Raw genomic sequence first — 15,202 nt, 5'->3', positions numbered from 1 at the left:
AAAGGAGAGCCTCTTTTGTCCAGATTAAGAAAACAAAGTCGTCAACTCATTTATTCGGGATTGATTGGAGCCGGAGCCATGGGACTGATCTTTGGTGGATACGTGATTTATCAGCTCCAAACGGCAGCGGATGCCAGGTCAGCCATGGAGGACACTTATTTGTCAGCATATGAGGAGAAAGAAGCGTCGCTGCTGCAGCAGTGGAATTCCGGCGCTCAGGGATGGGTTACGATCAGGGATATTGAAGCAGGTGAATCAATCCTTCCCGAGGATCTGAAGCTGATTGCGATACCTGATGCGCAGGCACCGCGTAATCTGTGGTCCAGCACCAAGAAAATGGAAGGTCAAGCGGCGAAAATTGAACTTAAAAAAGGAACGGCCATTACAACCGAGATGGTATATGAGGACATGCCTGCTCCGCCCGATCTAAGAAATCGTGAACTGCAGGTGGTACTGCTGCCTTCCTCACTTGCGAAAGGAGACAGGATTGATGTTCGAATTCAGTTTCCGACAGGTCAGGACTATGTTCTTTTATCCAAGAAAAAAGTGGAACGTTTAAACGCAGCGACATTGTGGATTACGATGACAGAAGAAGAGATTTTGTCGCTGTCCAGCGCAATTGTAGATGCCTATTTACATAAAGCTTCAATTTACGCTTTAACGTATGTAGAACCACAATTTCAGACAGCGGCAATTCCAACATATCCAGCCAATTCCGAGGTGTTAAAACTGCTGGAGAGTGATCCCAACATTGTGCGCCATGCCGAACAGGAATTATCTCGACAAGTTCGAAGCTCGCTAGAAAGTTCGTTAGCTGCGTCGGTATCAGCACCATCCAGAGGGGTTGAGCAGGATGCAGCAGAATCCTCGATTACGTATAACAAAAGACTAGCGGCACAAGATTCCTCCCTGTCAAACGGTACGATCTGGAGGGATGGATCAGGCAGTACCGAAGGGGGACATGCTGGAGAAGCATCAAACTCCATTGAATCTTCAACCTTAAATGAGCAGCAGCAGGTACTGAACGGGAATGAATGATTTAATTTAACACAAAAGCAGGGAATGCGGAAAAATAGAGCCTGTAAATAATGAAATGCCTATAACAACGTAAACTTGAGGATAGGAGCGGTGAGCTGTGCATGTATGGATTTTTGCTGGTTTGTGTGAAAAAAATGATCTGATGCTGTACTTGTGTAAAATACTTGCTTCAACAGGTAAGCGGGTTCTGCTCGTGGATGGTACACTGCAGCAAAAATATGGATACAGTGTCGGGGATCATCAGCAGTCTTTGCGGGTTGTGGAATTTGAGGGGTTTGACGTTGCCTGTCACTTTGTTACTTCAATGGCGGTAGAACATCATCTGCACGTAAATGGTGAGCGTTTGGACAGTTACGATTATGTGATATATGACATGGAGACTTCACACTTTGCTTCGCGAAATCTATGGCTAACCGCAGATGTTCGTGTGTGGGTGAGTGATTATGAACGTTACAATCTGGAACGGGGGAGAGGATGGCTCGAACAGTTAACAGCGGAGCAGGAGCTGCCTAAGGATCTTGCTTTCCAGCGAATGCTGATCAACAGCGTCGATTGCAGACTTGAAGCGCACTATTTGTGGGCCTATCTGGAAGGAAGCCCTTTTCATTGGACGGGGGAGCCGATGATCCTCCCATGGGATGAACTCAGTGCGGCTGCCAAGCTTGAGAATGAACATCATCGCTGTGTACAGCTGGGCCCATTGTCAAGAAACTACAAAAAATCATTATGTCGTGTTGTGGAGCAGCTGACCGGTTGGGAACGTGTCCAAAGCCGCCGCGCGATCAAAAAAGCAGAGAGGATGAGGGCATGAGCACGATTACATTTTGGAGCCCTTTTGCGGAAACGGGCTGTTCTTCAAGCGCCTTGATCGGTGCTTATACGATAGCGATGCAGTATAGAACCAGAACGCTGTTAGTTAATACAGGTCATACAAATTCTGGTGTAGAAACAGGCATAGTTCAGGACGAGAAGGTTTCAGCTCAACTTATGTTTTCTTTCGAAGAAAATGGCTGGGACGCGGTCGAACGCTTGTATGTTAGCGGCAGTCTTAACAAACACAATTTAAGTGATTACACCAAGCCGCTGCTGCAGGACCGACTTGATCTGTTGACAGGGAGTAATAACAGGAACGAACGCTTTATAACTGATAGAGGGGAACTGTTAAAAAAACTGCTGGATATTGCGAACCAAAGTTATGATTTGGTTCTTTTGGATGCGGAGCATACAGGTGCTGATTCACAGTTTATGGTGAAGCAGACGGATCATGTTGTCGTTGTATTGAATCAGAATATGAGGAATCTGGAGCAATTTTTTGAAGAGATACTGCCTGAGCAGTTGAGTGAGAAAAGGCTTCATGTGCTTATCAATAAGTATGATTCTCATTCTCGTGCCTCACTTTCAAACATTAGACGTGGTTTTAGGTATAAGGGCAGTTTGTCGGCTATACCCTATGCATCGGCTTATCTGGATGCGATGAACCGCAGAGATGCGGCGAGATACCTGCAGCTTCAAAATATGAGTGAGAAAAAAGATGTTCGTAAAGGGAGTTTTGCCGCTGGCATGAGTGAACTCGCCCGTCTGGTGATGGAAGGTGCGGGATTAAGCACTGTGTTGAAAAGGCTGGAAAGGGGCGCCTGAATTTTTAATGATATGGAATACATTGGGGATAGTGATTATTTTAATGGCAGGCATGTGTTATGTCTGGTTTAAATACCGAGCTTTCATTCGGGAGAGAAAGAACCTCATACCTCAGCAGGAGTCTTTTACAATTGAAGCATTAATTCATCGGGTAAAAGTTTCACTGCATGAAATAAGCCACAGCCAGCTTGCTGATGCAGGTTTACATGAGGAAGAGTATCGCCGAAGGATTAATCAGCGTGCTGAGATGAGAAAAGCGTTGAAAGGATGCGTATCCGGCAGCCTCAGTGACAAAACGTACGTCAAAAATCTGATTGGTGACCTGCTGACACGAAGTATTGGCTTGAACAAAGCTAATGTGGACGAAGTCATAATGTTCGCCGAACCCGAACGGTTGACGGTACAGGACCGCTTCGAGATCATTTTTTATTTATATCGTCAACAATTTGGGGCAGACGCATTGTCTATGATGATTGACACTTATGATTTAGGTAAACTCAGACTGGATGAGGCCGCGCAGGATGGCGGAAGCTATTATATTTCCGAACAGGATGTCCAGTATGTTTTTGATTGTGAATACCGGGAATTGGGCTTCAGAGAAAAGGTAGAAATTATCGTGCAGCGTGTCTATCAGCATTACAAGGGGTTCTCGGTTGTGGATGAGATCAGGGATCAACGGATCGATGGTGTCAGTGGTGGGGTAAGCGGTATCCTTGAATCCCTCCCGCATATGGGCAGTCATATTCCTGTTTCATGGAATGATCTACTGGAGCACGCTTTTGAGGATGAGCCTTACGAGGAACCGCTCAGCGGCATGGAGAGTGTGTGGATTTTTTATAAAGGAAAATCTATTCATCTTCCGTTCTTGAGTTTCGGCAGCATTCGAGAGTTAAAGCGAGTATGTCAGAACATCTATAAATACAATTATCCGGGGCAGTTGTCGGAGGCGAGCGGCTACAAAGTCAACGAAATGAAGGATGGCTCACGAGTCGTTGTTGTGCGTCCTCCTTTTGCCGAATCATGGGCTTTCTTTGTTCGGAAATTTGATATCCCTAATGCTTCATTGGAACAGCTGATTACGGGTAACAACGCAGAATTACCAATTGAGATGCTGCAATTTTTGATGAAAGGGAGCCGAATTACTGCCGTAACGGGAGCCCAGGGGTCTGGTAAAACTACGCTTCTCATGGCTATGGTCAAACATATCTATGCTTCATATACCCTTCGTGTACAGGAAATGGCGTTTGAGCTGCAGTTAAGAAAAATCTACAGCCGCCGCAACATTCTCAGCTTTCGCGAAACAGAACATATATCTGGGCAGCAGGGGCTCGATCTGCAGAAAAAAACAGACGGTACGGTAAACATACTTGGTGAGATTGCGAGCGATGAGGTAGCTGCCTGGATGATTCAGATGTCACAGGTGGCAAGCTTATTCACCCTGTTTACTCACCATGCTAAAACATTCCGTGATCTGGTGTTTTCACTCCGGAATTCACTGCTCAAAACAGGTATATTTCAGCATGAACATATTGCGGAAGAGCAGGTTGTCAGCGTTATTAACTTTGATGTCCATATGAAGAAAGATGCAGAGGGCCGCAGGTTTATCGAGCGGATCACCGAATGTATTCCCCGTTTCAATAATACTGAGGTGCCGGAGGAAGAGGCCGGTTTCGCATTTCGGAATGTGGTGGAGTATCAGCAGGGTAAATATGTGGCGTCTGCGCCGATCTCCCTCTCGTGTATAACAGATATGAAGGAACAGATGACGGTTCAGGATGCTGAAAGATTTGGGCAGTTTATCGGGCAGCATTGGGGTGAGAGTTATGAGTATTAAATGGCTTCTGCTTCTTGTTATAGGCATCTGTGCATCTGGTCTACTCATTACACTAATGATGCTGCAATTAATAAGACGAAAAGAGACGGCGGCGGCATATGCTGCCGCAAATGTGATCAGCATATACGGCAGGAGGTATCGGGACTGGGGAAGTCTCCTGCTGCAGGCATATCAGCTTGGCATGAAGATACCGCTGCTCTCAACGTATATCATGCAGGTAAAAAAAAGAATCTCGTATCGCTATGCCAGAGATGAACCTACCCTGCGAAAACTAACGATGACTGTTGTTCTGATTATTGTCGGCGGGTATGGGGCAGTCAGTGCAGTACTGTTTTGGCTGCAGCCCGGCACCTCGTTTATTGTACTGTCCATTCTCTGTGCTGTTGTGCTGAACAGCCTTGTGGTGGATATGTGCCTTAGTCGTCTGGAAAAAAAGCTGCTGGTGCAAATGCTCGATCTGTTTGCAGATGTGAGACATCGGTATCATCAGCATGGAATGGTTGAGGAAGCGCTGTACGAAGTATCCGAGGCAGCGTCAGGTGAAGCTGCCGAGCAGGTAAGACTGATCTATGAAGCGCTGACCTCCCCTGATCCCAATGAAGCACTTGAGAGGTATTATGAAGTGGCGCCAAATCGTTTCCTAAAAGGTTTTGCCGGTATTTCTTATATGGTCATGGAGTTTGGAGACAAGGACAAGAAACAGGGTTCCATTTATCTTCAAGGATTAGGTAATCTTACACAGGAAATTCATCTGGAGATATTGAGGCGTGAGCGGCTTGATTATCTGCTGCAGGGTCTGAATGTAATTGCTCTTGCTCCAGTACTTTTTACGGGGCCGATTGAGCGCTGGGCAAAAGTCAGCTTTCCTACAATGGATGAGTTTTACCGCAGTAAACTTGGCTTCGTTACCAAAATATCCATCTATGTTATCATCATAGCCGCCTATCTGCTGCTGCAGCGTCTTCAGTCCTACGAAGAAACCCGCTATCGCTCCGGATATAAACAATCCAGACTGGATCGATTCCTGTATAAACAGCTCTTTTTACGAAAAATAGCTGTGCTGTTTGCTCCCAAACCAGGGAGCGTTCAATATCATCAGACAATCAGATTAATGAGAGAGAGCAGTACCGAGTTAAAGTACGAATGGCTGGCTGTTCGACGATTGTTGTTATTTATAAGCTGCACGGTTCTGACTACGGGCTTTTTTCTGCTGCTTCATCAGGTTGAACGTAATCATATTCTGCATGATCCAATCAGGGATGACCGCATGTTTGGAACGATGTCTGAGGCAGATCTGAAGGCAGCCGAAGATATGACTGCGCTTGACGCATTGGTCATGGAGCATGTTCGCATGAAGGCCGGAACTTCTTATAAAGATGTCTCCAATGCATTGACGCAGCTTGCACCAGTACAGCTGGACCAGGATACACAGGCGGCGGCGATAAAACGCATTACAGAGAAGATCGAGGCGTATAACAACCAGTATTTACGCTGGTGGGGAGTTGTTCTGGCCATAGCGATTGGCGTAGGAGGATACTATGTTCCGATTTGGCTCATGCTGTTTCAGCGTAAAATGCGAAGGTTGGACATGCGTCATGAAATCTATCAATTTCAGACCGTGATTTCCATTTTGAGAGAGATGGATCGGATGTCTGTTGAAGAGATTGTGGAATGGCTCAATCGATTTGCGGTCATTTTCAAAAGGCCGCTGCAGAAGTGTCTGCTGCATTTCGAACATGGACCCGAGGATGCACTTGAACAATTAAAGGAAGAAGTCGGCTTGCCTGAATTTCAACGTTTAATTGATAAATTACGGCTTGCTCTGGGGAAAATATCCATTCGTGAAGCTTTTGACGATCTGGAAAGCATGATGTCCTTCTATTTTGAACAGCGCAAACAGGAATACAGCAAAATCATTGATATCAAGGCAGGTTGGGGCAGGACAATCGGTTTTACTCCTATGTATGCTCTAATCTTTCTCTACCTGGTCATTCCTCTCGTTGGCATGAGTTTTGTGCAGATGAACACGTACTATGAACAAATTCAAAGGCTGTAGGTCATATTACATTATCGTGTAAAGTCTCAATAATAATTGAGGATATAACTTTAGGAGGGTGTTTATTATGAATAATGCTTCAAGTGCTTTGAAGGTAGCTGCGGGAATTTTTCTGACCATTGCTTTGATCACGATCGTCGTCTTGCTGTTTATTTCCGCTCAGGAGGCTACCAAAACGGCACAAAATAACTTTGCAGATATTCAGACAGAGCTTTCACAGGCTGCATTTACAGTGTATGACGGAACAACAATTAGCGGATCACAGGTGACCAATGCTCTGCGTAAGTATGCGGACAAGGATCAGTTTGGCATTCAGGTTATTACAGGGAAAAACAAAGATGGTCAATGGTACGGCAATCAGCTCAACATTTCTCAAGATCTAAACAATGCGGACTATGGTTCTGTCATTGCACCTGATGACAAGGTAGGAAGTATTAATCAGACGATGAGTGAAAAGGACAATCAATATGTTAATCCTAGTGGTAAATTCAAAGCTGTCATCGTCAAAGACCGATCCAATGTGGTTAGAGGTCTGATCTTCCAGCAATCTTGACTGGAGATGGTCCAACATGACCCGAAACACGCAGCATCTGATGCTGCTCTGTACGGCGGTTGTCTTTTTGGTGACAGCCTGCTTGTACGGACAGCGCAATCTTCGTATTCTAACAGACGCTTTGAACGAGAGGATGAACGCAAATACAGCTATGGAGGGAAGAGTTCATACGACACTGCGTATGAGCAGACTGGACACATATACCGGAGCTGAAGTGCTTCATACTGTGCGGCAGATGACGGGAACAGAAGTTCAGGTTGAGATAAATGGTTATGTGTACGTGGTCGATCCGCTTGTAAATCCATCAGTCATGATTCCGGTTGAGCTGGATGCGTACTATAGAGCTGAATACAGCCGGAATGTATCAGGAGAATTATTAAAGCTTTCATTTTGGAAGGAGGGAGGTTGACCGTGATCAATGCGGCATCCAAATTGTTGGCGGTATTGCTTGCCGTTCTTCTGCTTTATGTATATCCTGCGGCCGAAACTGCAGAACGTCAGGATGATATTGCACGTATGACTGCAGCTCAGAATGTCACACGGTTGGTCGATGCTGTGCGAACTAAAGGTTATATCTCACCACGAATGCTGATGGAGTTTGAAGAGCGGTTAGCCCGAACGGGTAACAACTATGATCTCTCAATGGAACATTTGCATAAAAAATACGTACCTCAATATACGGACCCGATGAATCAAACCAGCTTTACGGGAACCTATGAGGTTGTTCATGATGGATATTACTTGTCTCAAATCAGGGATCGCCTCTTTCCGCCGTCTGGAACATTGTCCATAGAAGATCCGGAGCGCCGATATATGCTAAACGTGGGTGATTACTTCACTGTGAGTCTCAAAAGCACCAATCGCACACCAGCTATGCTTTTACGAGAGTGGTCATTAGGTACAGCGCAAGCTTCTGCGGTTTTTGCCACACATGGGGGCATGGTGCTGAATGAAGATTACTGAACTTTCCATCGTATTTGTATTGATTTTTTTTCCGCTCTTTTATATATTCACACTCCGTACCCATGATGTTCAGAAAGCGAGTGAGCTTGCTTATCGTTACCAAAAAGCACTTCAAACCGCAGTGATGGATGCAGGCGCAGTTATGCATCAGAACGAGAAACAACATGCCGAGGCAGGGTACGAATCCATCAAATTTGTTAGGGCGGATAAGGAACTGGCGCTGTCTGCATTTACCCAAACGATGGCTTTGAACATGGGCATACAGAATGATCCGCCTGCTGTTCAGCATATGTTTGACTACATTCCGGCAATCGTGATACTCGATTATGACGGTTATTATATGTATGCCAAAGAGACCGCAATGACCGGGGAGACAGAAAGGTCTTTCAGACATGTGTGGAGCGCTAAAAAACCTTATACATACTCAGATTCGGACGGAAACAGCATTAATTTTACACTGGACGGTTATATTTATGCTTATGATGCCGGTATGGGAAAATGGATCGAAGGATTTCAGCAGGAACTGGCTGCAGACTCAACAATTACAGTCCTTCAAGACGCAGCGGTCTTTGAACAGGTGCGGCGCAGCCGGATCGTGACTCGTGTTCAGGATGATCTGGCAGACGTCATCAATCGTCATAATGAATTCGCCAGGAAAAATGGGATATCTTATCTGTTCACGATGCCCTTGATCTCACAGGAAGATTGGTACAATTCGATCAATGATACTGGCTTGATGGCTTTTATCCAAGGTATTGCTGCTGGAGATCAAAAAATTAACAATTATGCAATTGGCGGAGGAAGACTGGTTAAAAGAACAGCAGTTGTTGGCGGAATGGATTCCGCAACAGGCATTAAATATCATTATCCTGCGACATGTAATCCCGGTTTTCGTGCGGAGGAGGTATTTACGACTGCAAAGCAGGCAGCAGCGAGAGGGTATTTTGAGTATAACTGCTCTGCCCATTTTTCATTACTTTCAGAAAACACAGAATCTGTGCTAGAATAGGGGTTTGAAACGTGAACTAAAGTAATGTAAATAGATAGGAGCAGCCTCATCTTATGAGTTTATTGTCAGTAGAGAACGTCAGTCACAACTTTGGAGACCGAACGTTATTTAAAAATGTTTCTTTTCGTCTGCTTGCCGGAGAGCGTGTAGGTCTAGTCGGAGCTAATGGCGCCGGGAAATCAACATTAATGAATATCCTTACAGGAAAACTTCTTAAAGACAGCGGTAAAGTAGAGTGGACGCCGAAAGTTCGTTATGGATATCTGGATCAACACACCAAGTTAACACCAGGTAGGACGATTCGAGATGTTCTTAAAGATGCATTTCTGCCGCTGCTGGAATTGGAAAAGGAAATGATGGCCATCACCGACCAGATGGCCGATGCAGACGCGGACAAGCTGGAGCAGCTGCTTGAAGAAATGGGCGAGATCCAGGAACAGCTGGAACAGGGCGATTTTTATTTGATTGATGTCAAAGTGGAAGAAATGGCTAATGGTCTGGGATTGAATGCCATTGGGCTGGATCGTGATGTTGCTGCACTTAGCGGCGGACAGCGTACGAAGGTACTTCTTGCCAAGCTATTACTGGAGAAGCCTACTGCGTTGTTGTTGGATGAGCCGACAAACTATCTGGATGTAGAGCATATTGAATGGCTGACACGATATTTGAGAGACTATCCGCATGCATTTTTGCTGATCTCCCATGATACGGAGTTTATGAATGAAGTTGTGAATGTCATCTACCATCTGGAGTTTGCCAAATTGACGCGTTACGCTGCCAATTATGAGAAGTTCCTGGAAATGGCGGATATGCAAAAAGCACAGCACATTGATGCTTATGAGAAGCAGCAGGAGTATATCAAAAAGCAGGAAGATTTCATTCAGCGGAACAAGGCCAGAGCTTCGACCTCAGGACGGGCGAAGAGCCGGGAGAAACAACTTGGTAAGATTGACCGGATTGATCGTCCGGATGAAGCGGCAAAACCAACATTCAAATTCAAGGATGCCCGGGCGAGCAGTAAAACCGTTTTTGAAGGTATTGATTTTGAAATTGGTTACACATACCCGCTGCTGCCGAAAATGACAATGACGATAGAACGTGGAGAAAAGATTGCTATCGTTGGTTGTAATGGCGTTGGTAAATCGACACTGCTCAAGACCATTCTGGGTAAGATTGCGCCAATCAGCGGCAAAACATTTCTGGGAGATTATCTGGAGACAGCCTATTTCGAACAGGAAGTGCGTGCCGAAAATATTACACCGATCGATCATGTTTGGAATGAATTTTCACATCTGACACAGAACGAAGTGCGAGGGCATCTTGCACGCTGTGGTCTCAAAAATGAGCACATCACTCGCCCTCTTAATATGCTGAGCGGAGGAGAGCAGGCTAAAGTCCGATTGTGTAAACTGCTGATGCGGGAAAGCAACTGGGTTTTGTTTGATGAGCCGACGAACCATCTGGATGTCACCGCAAAAGCTGAGCTGCAGCGTGCATTGAAAGAGTATAAAGGAACCGTTTTGCTTGTATCGCACGAACCGGATTTTTACGAAGACTGGGTTACCAAAACGTGGAATGTAGAAGAGTGGTCCGAAAATGCACGATGACAAAAAAATTCGACTGTGGTAATATAGGCTACAACTTCATATGAACACTAGGGGGGCCGCACGAGCGGCTGAGATGGAAGAATGCGATTCCGGACCCTTTGCACCTGATCTGGATCATACCAGCGTAGGGAAGTGGCGCGTTTCAGCAAAAACGACAGTAAGTGATCCTCCAAAATATGAACAGGATCTCTACACTGCAGGTGATGCAGGCTTTCGATACCGGGCTAATAGTTAATGGGTATTTTAACTGTTAACAGGTATAACTGCATTTTCGTTATTGAACTGAATCTTTGTTTATACGCAGCCGCTCCCCTACGGGAGCGGCTTTTTTGATTTTTTATTAATATTTTTGGTTTCCGTATAAGCGATGTGAGGAGGGAGAACAAAGCTGCGTACAGTAAAATGCGAGAATGAAGCAGGGAGATTACGTGAGCAGATGAAGGAATTAGCCGAGCAGAAGAAATACCAACCGCAGAAGTTGGAAGAGAGCTTTAGACAGAGGTGTGAACAAGATCACTGCTCTTTTGAGCTGCATGCTGTATCCACAAATAAAGGGGAACAAGCGGCCATGCTGCGGGCAGCCAAGGAAATATGGCCTTGGGTGGATTATATTCACATCCGGGAAAAGCATCTCACGCTGCAGCAGCGGTTCAACTGGGCCAAGCAGATGGCAGCGTCCGGTATTCCAGCATCTCACATTGTAATAAATGGTGCGAATCCGTCGGAGTCCAGCCCCTTTTATCAAGGTGTGCATTGGAGTCGGGAGATGCTGCATAAGGCAGGAGTGGAGATGGCAGCCTGGCATCAGCATGATGTCCGAATGAGATTAGGCATATCCGTGCATTCCGCCGAGGAGGCGAGAATCGCTGAAGAGTTTGGAGCAGATTACCTTTTTTTCGGCCATGTGTACGCGAGTCAGAGCAAACCGGATACAGCACCAAGGGGATTGGCCGTATTGGCAGAGGTATGTTCAAGTGTTCGCGTGCCTGTTATCGCGATCGGAGGTATACAGCCAAGCCATATTCAGGCTGTCCGGTCATCTGGAGCCAGGGGGGCCGCTGTAATTTCAAGTATTTTAAAACATGAAAGCCCAGCCTATGCTGCCGCTCTTTTCAAACAAGCTGTGGAAGCCGGAATGTGAATGGTCGACAGCCAAGGAGATGTACAGCTGCGAAGTTAAGGAGATGAGAACGTGGAACAGAAAAGTATGAATCAATCTGAGGAGGCTTTCCCCTCATCGAGTAAATACGATAACCCTGAGCTTGACTCCATATGTAAACCATCAACTGAACCGTCAGAAGCTTTCCAAGCAGAAACCATTATTATTGGCGGGGGAATTATCGGCTGTGCGATTGCTTTTGAACTGGCATCCAGAGGCAGGGAAGTACTGCTTCTCGAACAGTCCGAGATTGCGAGTGGGAGTTCAGGTGCAGCCGCTGGTATGCTTGCAGCAGATAGTGAGGATTTTGCCCATCCTCTTATTGCACGGGCGGCGCGCGACAGCAGAGAACTGCTGCATCACCAAAAAGAGCAGCTGTACGCTCTTACAGGAATGGAGATAGGTCTTAGGCACACCGGTTTTATCACACCTTTTCGTTCCTATAGTGAGCTGAGTCGCTGCAAAGATAAACAAAATAATTCATCAGTTAAGAATCAGCTTTGGTGGGACAGAAGCACTGTGCAGCGGGAAGCGGCATGGCTGAACCGGGATGTGTACGGAGCTTATTACAGACCTTTGGAGAGCGAAGTGCTGCCTGTGTCGCTGACCAGAGCTTATGCGAGGGCAGCTCACATGATGGGAGCGCGGATTTGGGAAGGTGTGCAGGACATTCGTCTCGTTGTAAATAACAATGGAGTGCAGGGCGTGGCAGCTGCCAAGCGAGAGATAACCTGCAAACATGTGATTGTGGCTGCTGGATTACATGGAGAGCAGCTGATGAGTCAGGTAGGGGTAGCTCTGCCATCGTGTCCGGTGAAAGGAGAAATAGCCGCAATCCGATTTTCGGCAGAACAAGCAGGATATAGACCTGATCGTACAATCTATGCAGAAGACGTTTACGTTGTTCCCAAAGCCAACGGAGAAGTATGGATCGGTGCAACCAGTCTGCCTGGCCGAACAGATCGCAGTGTGTCTGCACATAGCGTTCAACGGCTGCTCACTGCGGCAGGTTATTGGGTTCCGGGAGTCAAGGAAGCGGAATTTTTGCGTGCATGGGCAGGAGTGAGACCTTCTACACCTGATGGGCTGCCGTATATCGGTCAATGTGAACAAGTTCCCGGCTTGTACGCTGCATATGGACATTTTCGGAATGGGATTTTACTTAGTGCGATAACCGGTCGCTGGATCGCGGATATGCTGGAAGGCAAAAGTGCGGAAGAGATGGGAATTGAAGCATTATCGCCTGAGCGATTGAACAGAAAGGGTGTTGTGCTGTGAACATCATCGTGAACGGTCAGAAGATGGAGATTGACGATGAACTAAATCGAGTGGATAAATTACTGCAATCGTTCAACCTGCAGGTGAAAACGGTAGTTGTGGAGTTAAATCGCAGTATTTTGACCAAGGATCATCATGAGATAACAATGTTAAGAGAAGGCGATCGCATTGAGATTGTTCACTTTGTAGGTGGCGGTTAATCATTATAGACAGGGGATGCGTGGAACATGTTAACTATCGGAAAATATTCGTTTGAATCGAGACTGCTGCTCGGAACAGGGAAATTTTCAGACCTGGAGATTCAAGGCCAGGCTGTAGAAGCTTCGGGTACGGAGGTGCTTACCTTTGCCGTACGTCGTCTGAATTTGGAGGAAACGGAGAAAAAACACTTTCTGGATACGTTAGATTTGAGCAAATACACACTGCTGCCCAATACTGCGGGTGCATCAACGGCAGAAGAAGCTGTAAGAATTGCTGAGCTTGCGCGGGCTTCGGGACTTTGTGATATGATAAAAGTCGAAGTCATCGGTGACGGAATAACGTTACTTCCAGATCCGATCGAAACGTACAAGGCCTGCAGTATTTTGCTGGAAAAGGGATTCACCGTACTGCCTTATATTTCGGATGACGTTATCCTGGCTAAACGGCTGCAGCTGCTGGGCGTACATGCAGTCATGCCTGGGGCTTCTCCTATTGGTGCGGGTAGAGGCATTATTAACCCGTATAATCTGGAAATCATCATAGAGCAGGCGGTTGTGCCTGTTATCGTTGATGCAGGTCTGCGTTCACCTAAGGATGCTGCCTTTGCCATGGAGCTTGGGGCAGATGGTGTGCTGCTTAACACTGCGGTATCTGGATCAGATGATCCCGTCTTAATGGCAAAAGCGATGCGGCTGGGGGTTGAAGCAGGTAGACTGGCTTACGAAGCAGGCATGATTCCTATGAAGCGTTATGCTGCAGCAAGCAGTCCGGTGGAAGGAATGGTTCATACATGACAGATCAGTTACAGCACGCGGAGCAGGCAGATCGTTATTCGAGACAGGAACGATATGCGCCGCTTGGCAGAGAAGGTCAGGCTAGACTGAGTGACAGCAAAGTTTTAATTATTGGAGCCGGAGCGCTTGGAACAGGTATTGCAGAGACACTGGTTCGTTCCGGTGTTGGTCAGATTACGATTGTGGATCGGGACTATGTGGAATGGAGCAACCTGCAGCGGCAGCAGCTATATGTTGAACAGGATGCGATTGACCGTATGCCCAAAGCAATGGCAGCCCTCAAACGTTTATCCGCCATTAATTCAACAGTCCGCATTGAAGCTAAAGTAATGGATGTGCGGGTGGATGAATTGGAAGACCTCATTCAGCATACCGACTTGATTATGGATGCAACCGATAATTTTGATACAAGACTGCTCATTAATGATATGGCACAGAAACATCAAATTCCTTGGATTTACGGGGGATGTGTTGGCAGTTATGGGATTACGTATACATTCTTGCCCGGTGATACGCCCTGTCTGAACTGTCTTTTGGGAGAAGTGCCGCTGGGTGGAGATACTTGTGACACATCGGGCATTATACCACAAGCGGTACAGATGGTGACGGCCAATCAAACGGCGGAAGCGATGAAGCTGCTGAGCGGTAACGAAGCAGCCCTCAGACGTAAACTGCTGTCATTTGATGTGTGGAGGAACGAGTACATAAGCATTAATGTAGATGGAGCCAAAAAGCACGATTGTGCCTCATGCGGCCCATCCGCAGCTTATCCGTTTCTTTCTGCATCCAATTTGGAGAAAACAGATGTGCTGTGCGGCAGAGATACCGTCCAGATTAGACCTGCCCGCCGCATGCAGCTGGACCTGCTGCATACAGCAGAGCGCTTGATGAAGCTGGGGGAAGGAAAAGTGGAAAACAATCCTTTTCTGGTGTCATTCACGATCGGCCATCATCGGTTGGTTATTTTTCAGGATGGCCGTGTTCTTGTTCATGGGACAAAAGATACGGCTGAAGCTCGAACATTAGTTCATCGCTATTTCGGCTGACTCACATGATCTTCTGATTTAATCAC

General features: G+C 46.4%; 15 protein-coding genes and 1 riboswitch. All 15 genes read left to right on the top strand.

Features of this window, described 5'->3' with window-relative positions:
* Nucleotides 1–15 precede the first annotated feature (15 nt).
* The 15 genes from MKY97_RS16615 (at nt 16) to MKY97_RS16545 (ending at nt 15,176) form a co-directional block, all read left to right on the top strand.
* Nucleotides 16–1,038, top strand: a complete 1,023-nt coding sequence (locus tag MKY97_RS16615; RefSeq protein ID WP_342551449.1) for an SAF domain-containing protein — start codon at nt 16–18, stop codon at nt 1,036–1,038.
* A 97-nt stretch (nt 1,039–1,135) separates the two neighbouring features.
* Nucleotides 1,136–1,849, top strand: a complete 714-nt coding sequence (locus MKY97_RS16610) for a hypothetical protein (protein ID WP_342551448.1) — start codon at nt 1,136–1,138, stop codon at nt 1,847–1,849.
* A complete protein-coding gene (locus MKY97_RS16605; RefSeq protein ID WP_342551447.1) occupies nt 1,846–2,676 on the top strand; it encodes a hypothetical protein in 831 nt (276 codons plus the stop codon). The genes MKY97_RS16610 and MKY97_RS16605 overlap by 4 nt, the downstream gene beginning before the upstream one ends.
* A 7-nt stretch (nt 2,677–2,683) precedes the next feature.
* Nucleotides 2,684–4,510, top strand: a complete 1,827-nt coding sequence (locus MKY97_RS16600) for an ATPase, T2SS/T4P/T4SS family (protein ID WP_342551446.1) — start codon at nt 2,684–2,686, stop codon at nt 4,508–4,510.
* The gene (locus MKY97_RS16595) at nt 4,500–6,566 is read left to right on the top strand and encodes a hypothetical protein (RefSeq protein WP_342551445.1); all 2,067 of its coding nucleotides are present in this window, start codon (nt 4,500–4,502) and stop codon (nt 6,564–6,566) included. Before MKY97_RS16600 ends, MKY97_RS16595 begins: the two co-directional genes overlap by 11 nt.
* 67 nt (nt 6,567–6,633) lie before the next feature.
* Nucleotides 6,634–7,119, top strand: a complete 486-nt coding sequence (locus MKY97_RS16590) for an ABC transporter permease (RefSeq protein WP_342551444.1) — start codon at nt 6,634–6,636, stop codon at nt 7,117–7,119.
* A gap of 16 nt (nt 7,120–7,135) precedes the next feature.
* Nucleotides 7,136–7,528 (top strand): hypothetical protein, encoded by a 393-nt coding sequence (locus MKY97_RS16585; protein WP_342551443.1) that lies wholly within the window; start codon nt 7,136–7,138, stop codon nt 7,526–7,528.
* Nucleotides 7,529–7,530: 2 nt separating this feature from the next.
* Entirely contained in the window at nt 7,531–8,082 is a 552-nt protein-coding gene (locus MKY97_RS16580; protein ID WP_342556365.1) for a hypothetical protein, read from the top strand.
* Nucleotides 8,069–9,091 (top strand): hypothetical protein, encoded by a 1,023-nt coding sequence (locus MKY97_RS16575; RefSeq protein ID WP_342551442.1) that lies wholly within the window; start codon nt 8,069–8,071, stop codon nt 9,089–9,091. Before MKY97_RS16580 ends, MKY97_RS16575 begins: the two co-directional genes overlap by 14 nt.
* A 53-nt stretch (nt 9,092–9,144) precedes the next feature.
* Complete coding sequence (locus MKY97_RS16570) at nt 9,145–10,698, top strand: ABC-F family ATP-binding cassette domain-containing protein (RefSeq protein WP_342551441.1); 1,554 nt, start codon at nt 9,145–9,147, stop codon at nt 10,696–10,698.
* 39 nt (nt 10,699–10,737) lie between these two features.
* Nucleotides 10,738–10,846, top strand: a riboswitch (TPP riboswitch).
* Nucleotides 10,847–11,134: 288 nt separating this feature from the next.
* Nucleotides 11,135–11,839 (top strand): thiamine phosphate synthase, encoded by a 705-nt coding sequence (locus tag MKY97_RS16565; RefSeq protein WP_342551440.1) that lies wholly within the window; start codon nt 11,135–11,137, stop codon nt 11,837–11,839.
* A gap of 51 nt (nt 11,840–11,890) precedes the next feature.
* On the top strand, nt 11,891–13,135 hold the full coding sequence (gene thiO, locus MKY97_RS16560) for a glycine oxidase ThiO (protein WP_342551439.1): 1,245 nt from the start codon (nt 11,891–11,893) through the stop codon (nt 13,133–13,135).
* The gene (gene thiS, locus MKY97_RS16555) at nt 13,132–13,335 is read left to right on the top strand and encodes a sulfur carrier protein ThiS (RefSeq protein WP_342551438.1); all 204 of its coding nucleotides are present in this window, start codon (nt 13,132–13,134) and stop codon (nt 13,333–13,335) included. The genes thiO and thiS overlap by 4 nt, the downstream gene beginning before the upstream one ends.
* Nucleotides 13,336–13,362: 27 nt before the next feature.
* Nucleotides 13,363–14,130 (top strand): thiazole synthase, encoded by a 768-nt coding sequence (locus tag MKY97_RS16550; protein ID WP_342551437.1) that lies wholly within the window; start codon nt 13,363–13,365, stop codon nt 14,128–14,130.
* Nucleotides 14,127–15,176 (top strand): ThiF family adenylyltransferase, encoded by a 1,050-nt coding sequence (locus tag MKY97_RS16545; RefSeq protein WP_342551436.1) that lies wholly within the window; start codon nt 14,127–14,129, stop codon nt 15,174–15,176. The genes MKY97_RS16550 and MKY97_RS16545 overlap by 4 nt, the downstream gene beginning before the upstream one ends.
* Nucleotides 15,177–15,202 lie beyond the last annotated feature (26 nt).

Source organism: Paenibacillus sp. FSL R7-0652 (assembly GCF_038595045.1).
GTDB lineage: Bacteria > Bacillota > Bacilli > Paenibacillales > Paenibacillaceae > Paenibacillus.
Note: the sequence above shows the minus strand (reverse complement) of the source record. Positions and strands in the feature narration are given on the sequence as shown.